Genomic DNA, 18,250 nt, shown 5'->3' on the forward strand with positions numbered 1-18,250 from the left:
CGCGCTCCTGAAGGGGTTGGAGATTACGTGGCGGAAATCGCCCCATCCACCAGCGTCTGCGCTTCGGCGACCAACTGCTTGAGGTGGTCGTCACTGACGAAGCTCTCGGCATAGATCTTGTAGATGTCTTCGGTACCCGACGGGCGCGCCGCGAACCAACCGTTCTCGGTCATGACTTTCAGGCCGCCAATGGCCTGGTCGTTACCCGGCGCGTGGCTGAGGATGCTCTGGATCGGCTCGCCCGCCAGTTGGGTCGAGGTGACCTGCTCCGGCGACAACTTGCTCAGCAGCGCTTTCTGCTGCGGATTGGCCTTGGCATCGACCCGCACCGAGAACGGCTCGCCGAGTTCGTCGGTCAGCGCGCGGTAGGCCTGGCTCGGGTCGCGACCGGTGCGGGCGGTCATTTCCGCCGCCAGCAGCGCAGGAATCAAGCCATCCTTGTCGGTGCTCCAAACACCCCCGTCCTTGCGCAGGAACGAAGCCCCGGCGCTCTCCTCGCCACCAAAGCCCAGCGAGCCATCAAACAGACCATCGGCAAACCACTTGAAGCCGACCGGCACTTCATACAGACGACGCCCAAGCCGCTTGGCCACCCGGTCAATCAGGCCGCTGCTGACCACGGTTTTGCCCACGGCCGCGTCGGCGCGCCATTGTGGACGATTCTGGAACAGGTAGTCGATCGAGACGGCCAGGTAATTGTTTGGCGCGAGCAAACCACCCGACGGGGTCACGATGCCATGACGGTCGTGATCGGGGTCACAGGCGAACGCCACGTCGAAGCGCTCCTTCAAGCCGATCAGGCCTTGCATGGCGTGGCTGGACGATGGGTCCATACGGATCTGGCCGTCCCAATCCACGGTCATGAAGCGGAAAGTCGCATCGACTTCCTTGTTGACCACCTCGAGGTCCAGCTTGTAATGCTCGGCAATCGCCGACCAGTAGCGCACCCCTGCTCCGCCCAGCGGATCGACGCCCAGACGCAGCTTTGCATCGCGAATGGCGTCGAAGTCGATCACGTTGATCAGGTCGGCGACGTAGGTATTGAGGTAATCGTGACGGTGGGTTGTGCTGGCCTTCAGCGCCTGCTCGTAGCTGATGCGCTTGACCCCGGCGAGCTTGTTGCCCAGCAGCTCGTTGGCCTTGGCTTCGATCCACTTGGTGATATGGGTATCGGCCGGGCCGCCGTTGGTCGGGTTGTATTTGTAGCCACCGCTTTGCGGCGGGTTGTGCGACGGCGTGATGACGATGCCGTCCGCCAGCCCGGTGGTCCGGCCGCGGTTGTAGCAGAGAATGGCATGGGAGATGGCGGGTGTCGGGGTGTATTCGTCACCCTCGGCGATCATTACCGTGACGCCGTTGGCTGCCAGTACCTCGAGGGCGCTGGCGCCAGCCGGAGTGGACAGCGCATGGGTGTCGATGCCGACGAACAACGGGCCGTCGATGCCCTGGGCTTCGCGGTACAGACAGATTGCCTGGCTGATCGCCAGTACGTGCCACTCGTTGAAACTCAGATCGAACGAGCTGCCCCGATGCCCGGACGTGCCAAAGGCGACGCGCTGGGTGGAGATGGCGGCGTCGGGCTGGCCGGTGTAATAGGCCGTGACCAGTCGCGGGATGTCGACCAACAGTTGCGCCGGTGCCGGTTTGCCCGCAAAAGGACTGAGTGTCATGCAAAACCTCTGGAATAGAGTGGTTCGGGGATGGATCGCAGTTTACTGGCAGTTTGACCGTAACGCGATGGGATCGATCCACCGGCCTGCAAGGATGTTTTCGCCGCCACTCAGTCGATCGCCTCCAGGCGCAGGGCATCCCCGAGCAGGCTCAACGCCGCTGCAAGGTCATGATCACCGCTGAAGGCATGATTCAGGCGCATATGCTGCGCGTGCAGGCCCTGCAAGCTGAACAATTCCCCCGGCGCAATCACCACGTGCTGCTTGAGCAGTCGCTGAAACACCCGCCGCATATCGACCTGGCGCAGTGAGCGGACCCAGATCGTGGCCCCGCCACGGGGCTCGACGACATGCAGGGCATCGCCCAGGCGCTCGTGCAACAGCTGTGTCATTTGCACCTTGCGATCCCTGAGCAACCTGCGCAGCACCTGCAGGTGCTGGTCGATCCGGCCATTTGCGTACAAGCGGGCAATCGCTTTCTGGCGAATCGGCGACAGGCGAAAGGCACGCAGCAGGAAATGCCGCTGCAATTGCTCGCTGAAATGCCGCGAGAGCAGATAACCGTAAGGGGCTTCCGGACCGATGATTTTTTCGAAGGTGGAAAACACGATCAACCGCTGCGGGTCGAGCAGATCGCGAAATCGCGAACCACCCGTTTCGAATTCCAGCTCTGCGTAACAGTCGTTCTCCAGCACCCAGACGCCATATCGCTCCAGCAACCGGGCAATGGCCTGCCGGTTCTCGTCCGGCGCCAGACTGCCGCGCGGCACGCTCAACCCCGACGACAGCATCACCAGCCGTATCCGCCGGGTTTCCAGCAGCTCCTCGAGTTGCCCGGCGTCCAGGCTGCCATCGGTTTGCACTGGCCACTCGACCACCTGGACATCCGCCTCCTGCAACAGGCGCAGGATCGTCCAGTCGCACGGAGCCTCCACCACCACCGCAGCCTCCTTGAGGCCCAGGACCGCGATCAGTATTTCCAGGACGCCACGCAGGTCGGCGCCGATGTAGACATCATCGGCATGCCAGCAGCGCACCGGCGAGGTGGTGTAGCGCGCCGCCAGGGCCGTGCGCAACTCCAGTTCGCCGCAGGGCTGGGACGGCGGTTGCGGCAGACGCGGATACTGACGCAGCAACTCGCGCTCGAGCAACAGCAGCGGGCTGTCGAGCGGCTGCAACAGGGCAGGCTCATCGGCGCTGAACACCAGCATGCCCGGCCGCCGGGCGCTGACATACAGGGTTTCGAGCAAATCGCCGTCGGTGCCAGGCAGGCCGAGGGAAGACACTGGCATCGCGTAGTAGCCGGACTTCGCCACCGAATAGACCCGCCCTTCCTTCTCCAGCAGCGAATAGGCGTACTGGATGGTCGAGATCGACACGCTCAGTCGATTGGCCAGTTGGCGCAACGAAGGCAAGCGCACACTTGCATCGTGGGTCGGTTCATTGATCAGGTGGGTCAGGTAACGATACACCGCCTGATAGGCGAAATCGGTCTCGCGAGTGCCTTTCAACGTCCCGCTGACCATTCACCCGCCACCGCTGCGTCGTAGTCGGTGGATAGTCCGTCCGCACCGTCGAACAGTTCATCATTCGGCCCGTCCACGGCCTTGGGCACCGGCCCCATGCGATACAGCTTGCCGATCAGGTTGACCGGCAGCCCGCTGACGTCGACCATCCACTGCGTTATCTGTTCCGACACCGGATTGCCCTGCATCGCCCGGTGCAAGTCGGGCATGGCCACCAGCATGCCGGGGTGGCACTGGCGCAGGAAACGCTCAAGACCGGCGCCGTTTTCAACGAAAGGTGCGAACAGCAGGCAAACCAGTTGCGCCTCGCTCAAACCCAGGCTCTTCTGCGCTTCGGCTGTGGCCAGCGCCCGTTGATCGGCCAGGCGCGCCGGGTTGCCAAAGACCTCAACGGCCTGTTCGCACAGACGCTCTGGCAGGTGCTTGCGGCGCATCATCACCAATGCTCGTTGCAGGTACTCGGCGACACCCGACTCATAGCTGCCGCCATGTACGTAGCACGCCTGCAGGCCCCGGACATGAGCGGAAATCGTTGGGCTGACAAACTCGTTCTCGCCGAGCTGCGCCGAAAGTTCGTCAGGCTGAAACCCCAGAAACTCGGTGAGCAACGGCCATCGCTCCTCGCGATTGCTGACCAGCATGTCGTGAATGTCGATGAAGGAAGTACGGCGACAAGCCTCGAACTGCTCGGCCGGACGCCACTGCGCCTGCCCCTGCGTACCGAATAGCGAGCGGTAAAAATCGTTGCCCAGGTCGTCGAGTACTGCGTACAGCTCATCGAAGCCACTGCCCGCAGGGCGCGGAGGTGGCAGACCCGCCTTCGCCGCTGCTCGTCTCAGGCCATCGAGAAACTGTTTCTGCTGACGCGGTGTGTCACTGCTGATGAACGCATCGACTCCCCTGTCCCATCGGGCAATTTGCCCATAGAACTCGCCCATGGCCAAGTACCCGTCGTCCCACAGGTCCAGCGGCGCGCCGAGGGCTCGGCGATGCCCGACCATCAACAGATTGAGTCGGCTGGCTTCTCGGCCTGCTTCGGAAATCGGCGACGGGTGAGTGAACGGTAACACCTCACGATGATCGGCCGTCACCACCTCCACCCTGGGGTCGTCGTAGAAGAACAAGGCACTGTTGCTGCGGTGGATATTGTCCAGGGCTATCGCGCTGACGCCGTTCATGCGCAATGACGCCACGCGCAACTGGAACGTGGCGGGCGCCCGGCCGGCAATGCTCAACTGCGCGGCACGCAGCAGCGCCAAGGTGTAGCAACTGTCCCGGGACCCGGACTGGACCGCCAGCACCTTGTAGTCGCCGATGTGCTCCATGCCGCCGGCGGTGACGACCAATCGCTGAATCAACAACTGCAAGGCCGTGCGTTCCGCCCGGGAAAAGAAGCTCAGCAAACGTTGCAGCATCTGCTGATAGACATAGTTCATCGCCTGATCATGGATAAGGGTCATGTTTATTTACCTGATGCTCGTAAGTTCAGTCATGCACAAACAACGACAAGCAGTGCGCAAACGAATTGTCTGCCACCCATGAAGTGTCGGAGGTCATTCAAAGGCTAGCACTTTAGCCTTGAGTCATTATTTTTTGTAAAGGGACAGCGTGCCTGTTTCGTCAACGGGCGACAGGCCGGAAAGCCCCGTCATAGAGGGATCTTCAGACTTAAGGAGATATCCTAGGAAATGTCTTACAGCGCCCCACAGACATTTAGCACAGGAAATAAGGAAAGAAGTCGCGCAGACTGTTTGGGGGGCTGCGCAACGATCAACGGTTTGTCGGAAAAGTATTAACGAAGTGCATTGAGAAGTATCAACCCGATACCCAGACATGACTCTTTCCTTGAGATGAAAGTAATCATTCAATTATCAGGGCTTAAAGGACGATTAGAAGATACAGATCAAGGGCAAAAACCAGCTCAGTTGCTGAGCAGGCCTTATCGACACCAGATTCCGGCGCCGTACCGGCAACAAAAAGTCCGTGCAGGCACGGACTTTTCCAGTGGGATGTTACGCCGGCTCGACCTGAAGGGCGACCCGCTCGCGGCATGGGCATTCGTCCATGTAGCGGTGGGCTTCGACGAACTCGGAAAACGGGAAGACCCGAGTCTTGAGCGGCACCAGGACACGATCGGCCGTCAGCTGGTTGATGTCACGCAAGGCCCGTTGCAGTGCGACCTGGTCCTGGACAATGCCCAGTTCCGGCTTGCCGGTGAAGTTGCCGATGCAGTGCACGAAAAACTGAATGTTCTTCTGGAACGCCGCACAGGCCGGGAATGGCGTCTGGTTGCCGCCTTGCAGGCCGTACAACACCAGGCTGCCGCGCGGTGCCAGGACGTCGCCGAGCAGTGACATCTGCGGACCGCCCAGGCCATCGAACACCACATCGACGCCACGGTTCTCGGTAATTTTGTTGATCCGCATGAGCAGATCTTCTTCCTCGGTGACGATCACTTTCTCGGCACCCAGCGACAACAGGTACTCACGCTCTTCAGCGGTTTTTGTGGCGGCAATCACCCGTACACCCAGGGCCTTGCCCAGTTGTACGAAAGAAGGCCCGGCACAGTGGCTGGCGTCGGTCACCAGGGCAAATTGCCCGGGTTTGACCCGAGCCAGGTCGGCATAGGCAAAATAGGCAATCAGCAACGGCGTGTAATGCACCGACGCCTCGATCGGGCTGAGCACGTCCGGGTAACGAGTCAGGGCCGTGCGGGGCAGTACAATCTGCTCGCCGTAGACCGGGTAGTCGTTCGGGCTCTCGGCTGGGAAGCTGGCGACCTTGTCACCCACCGCCAGGTCATCGACGCCCTCGCCGACGGCGGTCACCACGCCGGACATTTCATGGCCCAGGCCTGAAGGCAGGCGGGCATGGGAGGACGCCAGGTTCTGACGCCAGAGAATGTCGTACCAGCTGATGCCAATCGCCTCGACGCGCACCTGCACTTCGCCCGGTGCAGGGAGAGCGGCCGCATGCTCTTCGCATTTGAGCACCTCGGCTGGACCAAACTTGTGAAAACGGATCGTGCGGGACATCGCAAACCTCGCCAAATGAACCTCTAATGCCCTGAACTCTATCCGGGCTTTGGGCCCAAGACCATCAGTGGCTATTAATAGTCGACATGCCTGTCATTAATTCCGCAGCAGCGGCGACTTCGTCAAATGTCGTAAGAAATCGAAAAAACCTACGTAGGAAAACTCAATTACTCGGTGCAGAGTAGCAGCCTTTCCCCGTAATATTCATGCCGGCCATTGTTCTCATATGGCCGCTCTCGTCAAGCTTGATGACTCTGCCAGGACTCCAGATGAATCGTAATGACCTGCGTCGTGTCGACCTGAACCTGTTAATCGTATTCGAAACACTGATGCATGAACGCAGCGTGACCCGCGCGGCGGAGAAGCTGTTCCTCGGCCAGCCGGCCATCAGCGCTGCTCTCTCGCGCCTGCGCGGGCTGTTCGATGACCCGCTGTTCGTGCGTACCGGCCGCAGCATGGAGCCGTCGGCCCGGGCGGTTGAGATCTTCGCCCTGCTCTCGCCCGCCCTGGACTCGATCTCCACGGCCGTCAGCCGTGCCGCGGATTTCGATCCGGCGACCAGCACCACGGTGTTCCGCATCGGCCTGTCGGACGACGTCGAGTTCGCCTTGCTGCCGATGCTGCTCAAACGCCTGCGCGCCGAATCACCCGGCATCGTGCTGGTGATCCGGCGGGTCAACTACATCCTGATACCGGGCTTGCTGGCCTCCGGCGAGATTTCCATCGGTGTCAGCTACACCACCGACCTGCCGGCCAATGCCAAGCGCAAAGTGTTGCGCCGCAGTATGCCCAAGTTGTTGCGCGCCGACAGCGTTCCGGGCCCCTTGAGCCTGGACGACTTCTGCGCCCGCCCCCACGCGCTGGTGTCGTTCGCCGGCGACCTCAGCGGCTTCATCGATGAAGAACTGGAAAAACTCGGGCGCAAACGGCACGTCGTGCTGGCCGTGCCGCAGTTCAACGGCCTGGGCACGCTGCTGAGCGGCACCGATATCGTCGCAACCGTGCCGGATTACACCGCCGAAGCCTTGACCGCCGCAGGCGGCTTGCGCGCCGAAGACCCGCCATTGCCGACGCGCAGCTTTGAATTGCACATGGCATGGCGGGGTTCCCAGGACAACGATCCGGGGGAGCGCTGGTTGAGGTCGCGGATTCAGATGTTTTTTGGAGATCCTGAGAGTCTCTAGGCGTCGTCGGGCAGGCTGTTCAGCTGATCATTTCTGCCCTTCCACACACCATGGAGCTCCATTCACTTTCAGTGGATTGCTACATGGGGGGGCACATCTGAGGGCATGCTTTGGATGGTTTGAAAAGGATGCCCCCAGTCTAAGGTCCAACTGTAAGGGGTCGGCGACCACACCTTCCCGACTCCACCGCCGAAGGCCATGGTGTTCACTTAATACGCGGGCACCATCGCCCTTAATGCTGGAGTTCGGAAGGTGACTTTGCCGAACGCTTACAAACAGAAATCGAATGCGCCCACATCCTCCACCAGCGCCTTCGCTATCCCGCTCAGGTAATAGCTGCCCACACCAGGTCACCTTCCTGCCCTGTACCTGCCTACTGCATCCAGGTCCTAGACCAAGTGCCTAGGGACAGCTTGTTGTGACACGGCGCCATCACCAGTAGATGCATAACACTTTATGCCTTATCCCACGCCCTCTTCGACAAGCCCAAGTACCGAGAGCGGAATGTCATCGAGCGCCTGATTAGCTGGCTGAAGGAGTACCGCCGTCTGGCGACTCGCGACTGCAAGCTCGCAACAAATTATGCGGAAATGCTCACATTGGCCTGCTGCCGGCGGTGTTTACGACATCTCTTTTCGTACAGTTCCTAGTCACTGCGGTCTAGCCACCAGAATATCGGCACTCATTGCAATTTGACATCACTGTAAGCAAGAATCGGATCCAAATATGTCTGAATTGGTCATTTGCTAGGGGTGGTAATGAGCAGGATTGGCGTCAACTCAATCACGGTGCGGCTACTGAAGCCGAACCTAGATCCAGAGGATGGCCTCAGCCCGAAATATGGGCCAAGCGGCGCTAAGGAGTTGAAGGGGCAGGACTGGGAGGGTAGCGGAGAAGGCATCCTCTACTACGGCCAGGTGTATGACCGAACCCCTGAATGGCTGGCCCTGCTCGAGCCTCACATCTCCGACCCTTTCGGAAGCCTGCACTCTAGTGGTTCCGCAGCCATCCTCTTTTTGTACGTACAAAAACGCTGGATGGCCCTTTGTTTTGGCTATGCCCACCTCGCGCTGGAGGAAGATGCCTTCGTTCACCAATTTGGACTGAAGGTGGCGCTCAACACTGTGCCGCGGGGTAGCTTGCTTAGCCTCGATCTCGCCACGCCCGACGCTGTGACATTTCAGAAGCGGATACAAGCTAGCAAACTTTCAGATTTCAGCCAGTTTGGTATGGATACACTGCGAGACTTGGCCAGGGTGGCGGGCGGTCAGCCCAGTGACGATGGATTTGCCAAGTTTGTTGCCGGCAAAGACGCACTAAGCCTGGACGCACCGCTGGCTCCTTCCGAGTTTCACGACAAGTGCGCAGAAATTCTGAAGGCTTATAAGTCAATCGCTTACAAGCGCGATTACGCTTGGTTTGACAACGTCAGGGAGGAGACCAGTTCTGAGCGGCTGAAGATCCTGGATCGGCAGCTCTATAGCGAGATTCGTGCGATCCGCGGAGGCGCCAACAGCCTATTGCACATGTCCCCTCCAGAGATCCTTGATTACCAAGAGGGCGCAGAACTGGGGTACACCGGTTTTGGTAGCCGCAAGTGCGAGTTCACCAAGCTATCCATCACCGATTACGTGGACGAGCTAAATCGGCTGACCTGCACTCAAACGATGGAGGTCATGAAGTCCTCACACCGGGTTCGTTCCGTGAGCCAAAAGTCTGGCGAACCGATTGGCTGGAAGGTTTATGACTGCCTGAACTGGGAGTGCACGCTAACCAAGCCGACGCGGACGCACTACGTGCTATTTGCAGGAAAATGGTACGAAATTTCCGCAACCTTCAAAGATCTGGTCGAAAAACATTTCGATAGCATTCCGGATTTCAGCATCATCGGTCGAACCTCATGCCTGAACGAAGAAGAGCTGATTGCGGACATCACTGCTAAGCGTCCCGACTTGATCAAGCTAGACCGTACCAAAATCAATCCCGAGGGCGTCATTGCGGGCAACCTTGAGCCTTGTGACTTCTACTCAAACGACAAGATATTCATCCATTTGAAGGATGGCGGTTCATCAGGACCCATCAGCCACCTGTGGATGCAAGGTGTGGTCAGTGCTGAGGCCTTCGTGGCAGATAGCAAATTCCGCACGAAGCTGAAGGACACCGTCTCGAAGACCAAGGGTGGAAGCGCATTTTTGAAGTCACTCCCGGATGGGCGAAAATCTGACTTCAATCGTAGTGACTACACCGTGGTGTACGGAATCATGCGGCCACCCTATAAAGGCGGCTCTTTGGGAATCCCGTTCTTCAGCAAAGTTAGCTTCATGGCAGCCTGTGATCGACTGCGACGCACGGGTATGAAGATCGGCAAAGAGCTGATCGAGAAAATTTCACCTACATCAGGTGCGTCAATCAAGACGAAAAAAGCAAAGACCGCTACTAAGGCAGGCGCCGCGAAGCCCTCCAAAGCGCCTTGAAACCCTCAATGAGCTCGCTGGTGGGCACCGCTTCCCTTCAGATAGAACGACCCACTCACTGCTCGTTCACGTTTATACATTCCCTAACCTGGTCGCCATCCAAACGACCATCCACTTGTGTGGACTCGCCTGGTGCTAGCAGGACTTGGGTACGGCAAAGGAGTTGCGATGAATATTGAAACACATAACGCTGATCTCGACCTCCTGGTACCAGAGGACGTAATGGCCGAGGAGCCGCCACTGCCGGCCTGGGAGCAAATTGAACCGCCGCAGAGCGCGCCGGAGGCGCTCTTCCGACTGATGAACATCCATCTCATCGATTCGCTCTCCCGCGGGCGTGTTCAGACGATGGGTATTGATGGTGGCATGGCGCTGACCGGGCGCAACGGCCGAGGCAAGACCTCCCTCCTCTCTTTGGCGCTGCTCTTCGCCGGCGTTGAACCCCGCGACGTGGTTTCGCAAGGTAAGGATTCGTTCATCGACTACTACCTACCGAACCAGACTTCCTACCTCGTGTATGAGTATGAACGTCCCGATAGTACCCGCCGGCTCGTGGTCGTGCTCAGCAACTCTACCGCCGACAAGATCCGTTTTAGGTTCGTGAACAGCCATTTCCGACGTGACATGTTCGTCACCGATGACGGCCAGTTTGTACTCAATAAGGAGTTCCGCCAGCGCCTGATCTACCTGAAAATCCCCCATGCTGACAGACTGGTGGATACGTACATCGATTACAGGGCCATCATTCAGGGATGGCAGCCGCCGCACGTAGACCCTACGCATAGGCGCTATTTGCTTGGGATGTCGGACATGTACGGATTCACTACCTACAACCGTCCTTTGCGGCATCTTGAGAAGCTCACCAAGGGTATGTTCTCTCGAAAGGCCAATTTTGATGATCTCCAGCAGGTGGTTGCCGACTGGGTTTTCGAAGGCAAACCTTCCGCCGGCATCCAAACAGAGCGCAAGCGTGTAGAAAACTGGCCGCGAGACTACAACGCCTACCAAAGCATCAAGAACATTACCCCGCTGGTTGATGAGGCCAGGGAGCACCGAGCGAAACTCGAAGCCGCTGAGGATGCCATTCGAGAGGTCAAGGAAAAGTTCATCTTCCTTCAAGACCATCTTCGCTTCTCAAAAGCCCAGCGAGAGAGCGAAGAGTCCCTCAAGCAAACGTATCTTGAGCAAGAAGCTGTTGCCCATGAAGCGAATGCCCTGGAAATCACCAGGGCCATTCATAGCGCCAAGGCTGATATCGAATCTTACGATCGTAATCTCACTGAAATCGAAAGTACCCGCCAAGATTACGAAAGCAAGGGGGTCGAGGAAAAGCGCGCACGGGCGGCTCAGAAAGCAGTTTTTGAGGACGCGCTCAGAAGTGTAAATACCAAACTGGATCTGGCCCTCGGCGCAGCGAGAGAGGTCAAGGCCAAATACGAGAAGCAGATCAACGAGGAAACCAAGCTACACAACGATTTCCACGCTGCTGCCATCGAGAAAACCAACACTCTTCGCGAACAGGCCCGGGACGCCGTGGCCAAGCTCGAAGAAGCATGTGAAGACGCCCTGAAAGTGCTGGACGACTCATCAGCCGATGAGCTTGCCAGGCTTGTGCTAGAGCTACAACAACGCCATGGCGACATGGGACGAGCTCAGGCGTACGTCGCCAATCCTTCCGTAGACCCCTCAATTCAGCATGAAATCGATAAGAGAGACATCGAGCTCAGGGACGCAAACAAAGCCATCGGTGCCGCCCACGCAGGTGTCGCGGCGAAGCAGCGTGTCGTCAACGATCTGCAGGCCCAGTCTTCCAAATACGATCTGACGATCGAGGCTGTGAAATACTCAATCGGCAAACAAAATGACCTGATTGCCCAGATCCGACAAGCTCATGAACCTGAACAGGATAGCCTTCTCGCGTTTCTACGAACCAATCGTCCAGATTGGTCACAAGACATCGCCAAAGTCATAAACCCCGATCTCCTCCACCGTAACGATCTTCACCCCCAGCTGACAGCCATATCTGAAAGCCTCTACGGGATCGCACTTGAGCTGGAATATGTCGATGCAGCTGACGAGGCAGATGAGTCGAAGCTTCGTGAAAAGCTTGAGGATGCCAACCAAGCCTTGATGGCGTTTGAAGCTCAGTTAGAACGCGCCGTTAATCAGCAGGTCGAGCTACGCAAAGAAGTTAAGACAGCATCCGAAGATCTATCGCTGGCGCACTCAGGCCTGACGAAGGCTAGATCAACGGCCCAAGGTTTGGAGAGACAAGTCGACGAGCTTAAAAAGCAGCTTCGTGAGTCACTGGACGAAGCTCGCCAGCTTGCTCAGGCGCAATTGGCAGAATACGAGCGCCTCCTCGGTCATGCTCAGAAAGCTCACGATGATCTGATCCAGCGTATCGCAAGTAAGAAGGCTGCCATCACCCACCAATGTAAACAGGACATCTCGGCCGTCAACACTCGGCTTGGTTCTGGAGTTCGTGATATTCAAGCTGGCGTTGATGCTCACAAGAGTACCCGCGACACCAGCATCAAGTTCTATTTGGATCAACAGAATAAAGAACTTGCTGGCGAAGGCGCCGACGTGAACGTGATCACCGCCCTCGAGGGCGAGCGTGATGACCTAAGGAAGACGCTTGATGAGATCAGCTCATGGAGCGAGCTCTTGTCCATGTGGCAAATCTGGAAAAACCAGATCTTCCCGCAGATCCCGGTGCTCCAGGCTAAGATGGAGCAAAGCCAGGCAGACTTCGCACGAGACACCACTCGTTTAGAAGAGACTACAGCGGCCTGGCTACGAAAACGGCAGCAGGTACTCGACGCTATCAAAGAGTGTCGATCAGCTATCATAAGCATCGATGGGCAATTGATGATTGTCGCTACCTGTCTTGAGGAACGACTCAAAGCCTACGAATCCACCGGTCGCCATAATTCGTACGACACCGCATGGGAAGCCCTACCCTTGAGGGCTGCGATGGTCGCATTTCAGCAGCAGATCACTGAAGCTGAGACACAGCTGCGGAAGCTTACTTTCAAAATGCGCCACGCTTTCCTCGACGTGCCGAACGCTGCTCCGTCGACTTACTTCCAAGATCGCCTCCACAACATCCGCACTGAAACTGGTGAGGATGTCGATGCCCGCGTGACCCTTCGAGTTGTCGAGGACTGGTTCGCCACTGAGCATGATAAGAGCCGGCGTCTTTTGGTCGCAGATGCCAAAACCATTTTCGGCGAAATCCAAGGCCTTCACCGTGAGCTGCAGACCTTCAACAAGAAACTCTCCAGCTTCAATACGTCCCTGCAAGAGCATCTGGAGCACAGCTCGACGGTCTTCGACAACCTCTCCGAACTGAAGATCTCCATCTACTCGGGTGTTGAAGAGCTCGACTATTGGTCTGTGATCAACAAAATCACCAATGACCGGGAGGAATGGACGCAGGAGGACAGCCTGCCTAGCGTGGATGCCGTTGCCCATCTGAACGCGTTGCTCGCGATCTGGGATGGCAATCGTGGCATCAATGCTCAATTCAAATCGTTGGTCAGTATCCGCGGCTCCGTGCGGGAACAGGGCAACTTCCGGCAGTTCCGCAATCGTACTGAACTCGAAAACATCTCGTCGAACGGTCTCAGTTACCTGGTGCTCATCATCCTGTTCCTGGGGTTCATTGGTAAGGTTCGGGGCAACGCTCCTGTACAGCTGACCTGGTGTGTCGATGAGCTCAAGGCGATTGATGCCGAGAACATCGTGTCGCTCTGCAACTACCTAGGCCAAAACAGAATCACTCTGTGCACCGCTTTCCCCGATCCTGACGCTGAGACGCTGATGCTGTTTGAACACAAGTACAAATTGGATGCTGAACGACGCTTGGTGCATTGCGAACTCGCCCTGGAAAACGACGCAACCGATGACGGTGAGCTTGAGCTTGCCTGGGAGGACGGCGAATGAGCACTTTTGCGCGGGTAGCGACTGCGCTCATGGAGGGCGGCTTCATCTGCCAGATTACCGACTACGAAGGCCATCAGTTCCTGGCCAACTCGGTCAACCAAGGCGACGTTGATCAGTACCTCAGGCGCATAGATCTCAGGTTGACGACAACGCGAGACGGCGGTGCATTCTTTGCCGCACACGCTGACATCGGCGTGGAGGGGAAAAAAGATGCGAAAAAGCGCTTCACAGAGGTAAAAAATGTCCTGCGTCCCATGGTGTCTTTCCTTGAACTGGTGATGCGCATCACTGGGGATGATGAGTCTGTAGCTGCCGGCCAGGTTTTGAACCTCAATCAAATGATGGCCAGGATCTCTGAAAATCCCAGTCTATACCTACAGCTGCGGCAGACGACGATCGACATCAACACGAAGGATGGCTCCGATCGGGAGCGCCTGAACAAGATCGTCAAGCGCTTCCAGAATGAGGGGTACCTGCTCCTCGTCAATCCTGAGTCCGAGATCTTCATGTTCACTGGCCGCATCGAGTGGCTGATGGAAGCTATCGAGTACCTCATGCTGCACGACGAGATCTCTGAAGAAGATAGCGAGTATGACAAGAGAGCCGAGTCATGAGCACGCTCGAAGAGTCGGTGGCCAGTCATCTTGAGCTCTTACATAAATATCGCAGGCTGATCTCACAGATGTACTCGACCGGGTATGTCACCCGGGATGATGAGAATGCTCGAGCGCTGACGAAGCTTCAGCAGATCAGAGCAGTGCGTATCAACGCCGCAGTTGAGAACACCTACCGTCTCTCGCCTACCCTCAATCGTCTGCTGAACGAAGCAACCCATCGTGCTCGGAATTACGATATCTCGGCCGATTTCGGTGAGCAGATGGCCCGTCTCATCAAACTGATGGACGACTACACCGACGCCTGCCTACAGAATCGTATCGATGACTCACTGCTCATTCAGGGTGATATCGATGCGACCCTGTACGAGATGGCGGAGGCCATGAATGATTTCCTCCTCCATGTCCGCACAGCGGCAGAGAACAATTTCGGCAACGTTACGACCTATAAGGAGAAGGAAAAGCAGACCGAGCACTATCTCAACCAGCTTGAGCGGATCCTCAAGGCCCTGAGTATGTTCGATGGCGAAGCAATCCTAGACGAGCTGACGCCACCGGAGCGCGAGACACTGGAGGTTCTGTATCAGAGCCACATTTTGGACAAGCTTTCAGAGTGGCGCTCCAGGACAGTCGATATCATCCATGTGCTTAAGACCTATCTCTACAAAATCAGGACAGTCGCCCCTCGCGCGCGGCGCATTCGTGCGCTGCAGCTCTATCTTCAGAAGCATCCTGAGTACGAGGTGCGATCTCCAGATGAGTATCCTGAGATTCCGGAGTGGGCCTACCATCACGAGCCTCTGAAGATTCAGCTGGTGCCTGACTTGGGAGCACAAAACATCAGAGACTCATTGGTCGATATCGCCAAGAGCATTGAAAAGGCGGTGGCTGTTCCCGTCAAAACCAGAAAGCCCGGCACGCCGGTCGATGAAGCGCCACCAAAAGCGGCGCTCATCAAAGGCTCGCCACTTGTAGTGGTCAGTCAGCGCCTTCTCAATGAAGCTGCCAAATCCCCCACCCCGATTTCGGCTGCTGGCTACTTCATACAGGCCGAGGAAACCATGGTGTTGGATCAGGAGTCGTGCATGATGTGCTTCCTCACGCTTGTCGAGAAACAGATCAATGCCAACGCCAAGATCATCAGGCGGCTGTCCATACAAAACGTTGCCAAGAATGAGGACGATACGCTCAGCGGGAACGTGATCATTGAGGATGTGCTGCTATGCCAACGCTAACCCTCACCAAGAAGCTCCTGTCTATCTTCCAGTCAGAGGAGCAAGACTTTCGCCCAAGCAAAATGCTGAACGAGTTCTGTGAGGATTACAGCGTCGGCCACCGCGTCGGATCTGTTTGGCGATTCAGCCCAAGCCACAAGGCGAAGATCGCGATCTACCTTCAGAACGAGGCCAAGGTCGACCCAAACCAATCGCTAAATGCGTGGGAGGGGGAGTCACGACACGGCGCGCTAAAAAAAGGCGGTGATGAGAAGCTAACCACCAAACGCCTGCGTGGTAAGCGTGTAGCAGTGAAGGCCCTACCCGGTCGGCCATTACTGCTAGGCCCTACCCCAATCAATCTCCCTCCAGGTGCAAGCTTGGATCTCGATCGCCATTGGGTGGTTGAGCACTGCGAGCACGACAGCGTGTTGCTTATCGAGAACTGGGAAAACTTTGAACTTACCCATGAAACACCCTTTCTCCAGCAGGTGCCTGGCAATCCGCTAGTGGTATTTCGAGGTGCGCCAGGAAGCTACAAAACGGATAGCAGCCAGGCGTTGTTGGCAGAGCTGAAGCTGCCAGTAGTAGCCTTCACTGATTATGATCCTGAGGGTATCTGTATTGCTGCCACCCTCCCCGGCTTCTCTCGGTATCTTGCACCTTCAGACGAGTGCCTTGAGGCACTCATGGGCGAGATCAGCACCGAGCATCGTTACCAGAAGCAGGTCGCAGGTAAGCTGGCCTTTCTCGATAGCTTGACTGACCCTGAGCTTGTCAGGGTTTATCAGCTCGTCCGCAAGGCGGGCAAGGCACTACCGCAGGAAAAGCTGATAGGCCTAGAACCGTAGGCGCTGATGAGGAATTGACCCATCTGCCGAAAAAACGCTGACCCAAGCAACCTTCAAGGCTACGGCCGCATGCGCTGGACATCTACCGATCCATGTTGGGGCAGTCTTGCCCCAGCAGGGAGGACAATTCTGCATCAACGCCAACAGTCCTCAGACATGGGCTGACTCACCTTTGAGGCTGCCAAGACCCCATCGGCCCGCAATGCGAACTCGGCGATGCGGCTGAATACCACGATACGCGGGTTGTCCGTCACTACAGGAAAGCGCGAAACCAGCATGTGCTCCACGAGCTCGACGTCCAGTTTCATCTTCAAAAGGTGCTCGCGATTTCGCTCCTTCATCAAGGCCCTCTCATATGCTCGCACTAGTCCGCGGTTGTAACGGGCAAAGGCAACCGCATCCGAGTCGACGCGCTTGAGATCGACGAAGTTGTTCTTGCACTGGACATTCCAGATAATGCCATCGCGTAGCGACACGACGTCAAACTCCTGCCGACTGACGCGCACAATATCCTGGACGATGAAGCCTTGGGCCTCCAGCACTGCCTTGACCGCATCCTCAAAGATGAAGCCTGCCCTAATCTGATACCGTTTCTGGCGATCAAGTACTTGTGCCCGCCAGTTGTAGGCAAAGCGGCTGAGCAGCGTAACGGTAGATAAATAGTGGTCGCCAGACAGCACCAGCGGCGCGTAGGTCGACAAGCATTTCATATAAGTGTCGGCACCGCAGGTTAACGCCGCCGCGAGCAGCGGCGAAGCTCCTTCCTGCAGGGTGATCAAGGTCAGATCCTCGGGGGAGATGCGAATCCAGTAGTCGTCCTCTATAAATTCCTTGGATAGGCGACGTATTAATGACGCGGCGACGGCGAACTCGGTACTTGTTAGGTCAAACTCGGTGTAGACCGCTTCACATAGGAGAATGTCGTTTCTCAGCTCCGCGGCCGAAAATAGTCGATCGGCCCGGACCTGCTCCATGGCCTCCAGTATCTGCCTACCCTCTGGCGAGTTGGGCATCTCGAAAATTGGAGCACGCTCTGGCTCTAGGAATAGTCCATTCAACATAGCCGTCTCGGCGTTGGCATCATCCGGGATGCCCAGTCGCCCCTGTGCAAGCTTCACCATCAGAGCATATTGAGCCCCCATCATCGGAGCTCCGCTGAACTCCACAATAGGCAGGAAAACGTTGAGCGCATCCTCATGCCTGATGGGCTTCGTTCCTCGGCACGCCTTAGGAATGAAGTGCAGCAATCCAACCAGATGTCGCCGCCGGGACTGTAGGTAGCCAATCATTGCCGCCAAAGTCCGAAAGCCACTTGCCGCCTCAGTAACGCCATGACGCTTAAAAGCCACACCGATGTCCGATCCCTGGACGATCAACAAAGTAAGTCTCTCGACGAGGGCTTGCTCCAATCGCGTACCCAGACGCTTGCGGATCCGCGTGAGTAGGAGCAAGTCCTCAGCGCTGCGCATGACCGGAAACCCAAAAAGTTGCCGCTCGAATTCATCGTCACCCCAATCAACCATGTGCAGGTTAATCAGTTCCTCCACAGCCCGCAGCGTGTCCAGCAGACAGCGCGTGGCCGATCTCTCGTCAAAGGAGGCCAGCGTCGTGCCGACGCGAGCCTGCAGTTCAGCGAGTCTGCCTTCGATTTCACCGCGAGAAAATGACTCGGCCATGACAACTCCTCCATTTTTAAAAGCGTACCTGGTGGAAAGCATCGAGTACATCCGC

The 18,250-nt window shown here is 57.2% G+C and carries 11 protein-coding genes and 1 pseudogene; 7 read left to right on the forward strand and 5 right to left on the reverse strand.

Going from position 1 to position 18,250, the window contains the following annotated elements; genetic code table 11:
* Positions 1 to 23: 23 nt before the first annotated feature.
* From pgm to ACM6IM_RS06165, 4 genes are all read right to left on the reverse strand, one after another.
* The gene (pgm, locus tag ACM6IM_RS06150; protein ID WP_414864520.1) at positions 24 to 1,670 is read right to left on the reverse strand and encodes a phosphoglucomutase (alpha-D-glucose-1,6-bisphosphate-dependent); all 1,647 of its coding nucleotides are present in this window, start codon (positions 1,668 to 1,670) and stop codon (positions 24 to 26) included.
* Between the two features lie 110 nt (positions 1,671 to 1,780).
* A complete protein-coding gene (locus tag ACM6IM_RS06155) occupies positions 1,781 to 3,181 on the reverse strand; it encodes a PLP-dependent aminotransferase family protein (RefSeq protein ID WP_414864837.1) in 1,401 nt (466 codons plus the stop codon).
* The gene (locus ACM6IM_RS06160; protein WP_414864521.1) at positions 3,178 to 4,656 is read right to left on the reverse strand and encodes a hypothetical protein; all 1,479 of its coding nucleotides are present in this window, start codon (positions 4,654 to 4,656) and stop codon (positions 3,178 to 3,180) included. Before ACM6IM_RS06160 ends, ACM6IM_RS06155 begins: the two co-directional genes overlap by 4 nt.
* 552 nt (positions 4,657 to 5,208) lie before the next feature.
* The gene (locus ACM6IM_RS06165; RefSeq protein ID WP_192308071.1) at positions 5,209 to 6,231 is read right to left on the reverse strand and encodes a zinc-dependent alcohol dehydrogenase family protein; all 1,023 of its coding nucleotides are present in this window, start codon (positions 6,229 to 6,231) and stop codon (positions 5,209 to 5,211) included.
* 269 nt (positions 6,232 to 6,500) lie between these two features.
* On the opposite strand from ACM6IM_RS06165, the gene ACM6IM_RS06170 reads away from it, so the two are divergent.
* From ACM6IM_RS06170 to ACM6IM_RS06200, 7 genes and pseudogenes are all read left to right on the forward strand, one after another.
* Entirely contained in the window at positions 6,501 to 7,415 is a 915-nt protein-coding gene (locus ACM6IM_RS06170; protein ID WP_414864522.1) for a LysR family transcriptional regulator, read from the forward strand.
* 473 nt (positions 7,416 to 7,888) lie between these two features.
* Positions 7,889 to 8,065: pseudogene (locus tag ACM6IM_RS06175) on the forward strand (transposase); the annotation flags it as partial.
* A 108-nt stretch (positions 8,066 to 8,173) separates the two neighbouring features.
* Positions 8,174 to 9,889 (forward strand): DUF6119 family protein, encoded by a 1,716-nt coding sequence (locus ACM6IM_RS06180; RefSeq protein ID WP_414864523.1) that lies wholly within the window; start codon positions 8,174 to 8,176, stop codon positions 9,887 to 9,889.
* Between the two features lie 168 nt (positions 9,890 to 10,057).
* Positions 10,058 to 13,840 carry an ATP-binding protein gene (locus tag ACM6IM_RS06185; RefSeq protein ID WP_414864524.1) on the forward strand — a complete coding sequence of 1,261 codons (3,783 nt, stop codon included), beginning with the start codon at positions 10,058 to 10,060 and terminating at the stop codon, positions 13,838 to 13,840.
* Complete coding sequence (locus ACM6IM_RS06190) at positions 13,837 to 14,454, forward strand: condensin complex protein MksE (RefSeq protein WP_122260006.1); 618 nt, start codon at positions 13,837 to 13,839, stop codon at positions 14,452 to 14,454. The genes ACM6IM_RS06185 and ACM6IM_RS06190 overlap by 4 nt, the downstream gene beginning before the upstream one ends.
* Positions 14,451 to 15,689: a hypothetical protein gene (locus ACM6IM_RS06195; RefSeq protein ID WP_122260007.1), complete on the forward strand. Its 1,239-nt coding sequence runs from the start codon at positions 14,451 to 14,453 to the stop codon at positions 15,687 to 15,689. Before ACM6IM_RS06190 ends, ACM6IM_RS06195 begins: the two co-directional genes overlap by 4 nt.
* Positions 15,677 to 16,519, forward strand: coding sequence for a hypothetical protein (locus ACM6IM_RS06200; protein ID WP_122260008.1), 843 nt, complete (start codon positions 15,677 to 15,679; stop codon positions 16,517 to 16,519). Before ACM6IM_RS06195 ends, ACM6IM_RS06200 begins: the two co-directional genes overlap by 13 nt.
* Positions 16,520 to 16,653: 134 nt before the next feature.
* Here ACM6IM_RS06200 and ACM6IM_RS06205 read toward each other — a convergent pair whose 3' ends face one another.
* Positions 16,654 to 18,195: a hypothetical protein gene (locus tag ACM6IM_RS06205; RefSeq protein ID WP_414864525.1), complete on the reverse strand. Its 1,542-nt coding sequence runs from the start codon at positions 18,193 to 18,195 to the stop codon at positions 16,654 to 16,656.
* Between the last annotated feature and the right edge of the window lie 55 nt (positions 18,196 to 18,250).

Source organism: Pseudomonas sp. IT-P12, assembly GCF_949767465.1.
Taxonomy (GTDB): Bacteria; Pseudomonadota; Gammaproteobacteria; order Pseudomonadales; family Pseudomonadaceae; genus Aquipseudomonas.

Coding starts and splice junctions, on each gene's coding strand:
- pgm (WP_414864520.1), bottom strand. CDS start 1,670: ATGACACTCAGTCCTTTTGCGGGCAAACCGGCACCGGCGCAACTGTTG.
- ACM6IM_RS06160 (WP_414864521.1), bottom strand. CDS start 4,656: ATGACCCTTATCCATGATCAGGCGATGAACTATGTCTATCAGCAGATG.
- ACM6IM_RS06165 (WP_192308071.1), bottom strand. CDS start 6,231: ATGTCCCGCACGATCCGTTTTCACAAGTTTGGTCCAGCCGAGGTGCTC.
- ACM6IM_RS06170 (WP_414864522.1), top strand. CDS start 6,501: ATGAATCGTAATGACCTGCGTCGTGTCGACCTGAACCTGTTAATCGTA.
- ACM6IM_RS06180 (WP_414864523.1), top strand. CDS start 8,174: ATGAGCAGGATTGGCGTCAACTCAATCACGGTGCGGCTACTGAAGCCG.
- ACM6IM_RS06185 (WP_414864524.1), top strand. CDS start 10,058: ATGAATATTGAAACACATAACGCTGATCTCGACCTCCTGGTACCAGAG.
- ACM6IM_RS06190 (WP_122260006.1), top strand. CDS start 13,837: ATGAGCACTTTTGCGCGGGTAGCGACTGCGCTCATGGAGGGCGGCTTC.
- ACM6IM_RS06195 (WP_122260007.1), top strand. CDS start 14,451: ATGAGCACGCTCGAAGAGTCGGTGGCCAGTCATCTTGAGCTCTTACAT.
- ACM6IM_RS06200 (WP_122260008.1), top strand. CDS start 15,677: ATGCCAACGCTAACCCTCACCAAGAAGCTCCTGTCTATCTTCCAGTCA.
- ACM6IM_RS06205 (WP_414864525.1), bottom strand. CDS start 18,195: ATGGCCGAGTCATTTTCTCGCGGTGAAATCGAAGGCAGACTCGCTGAA.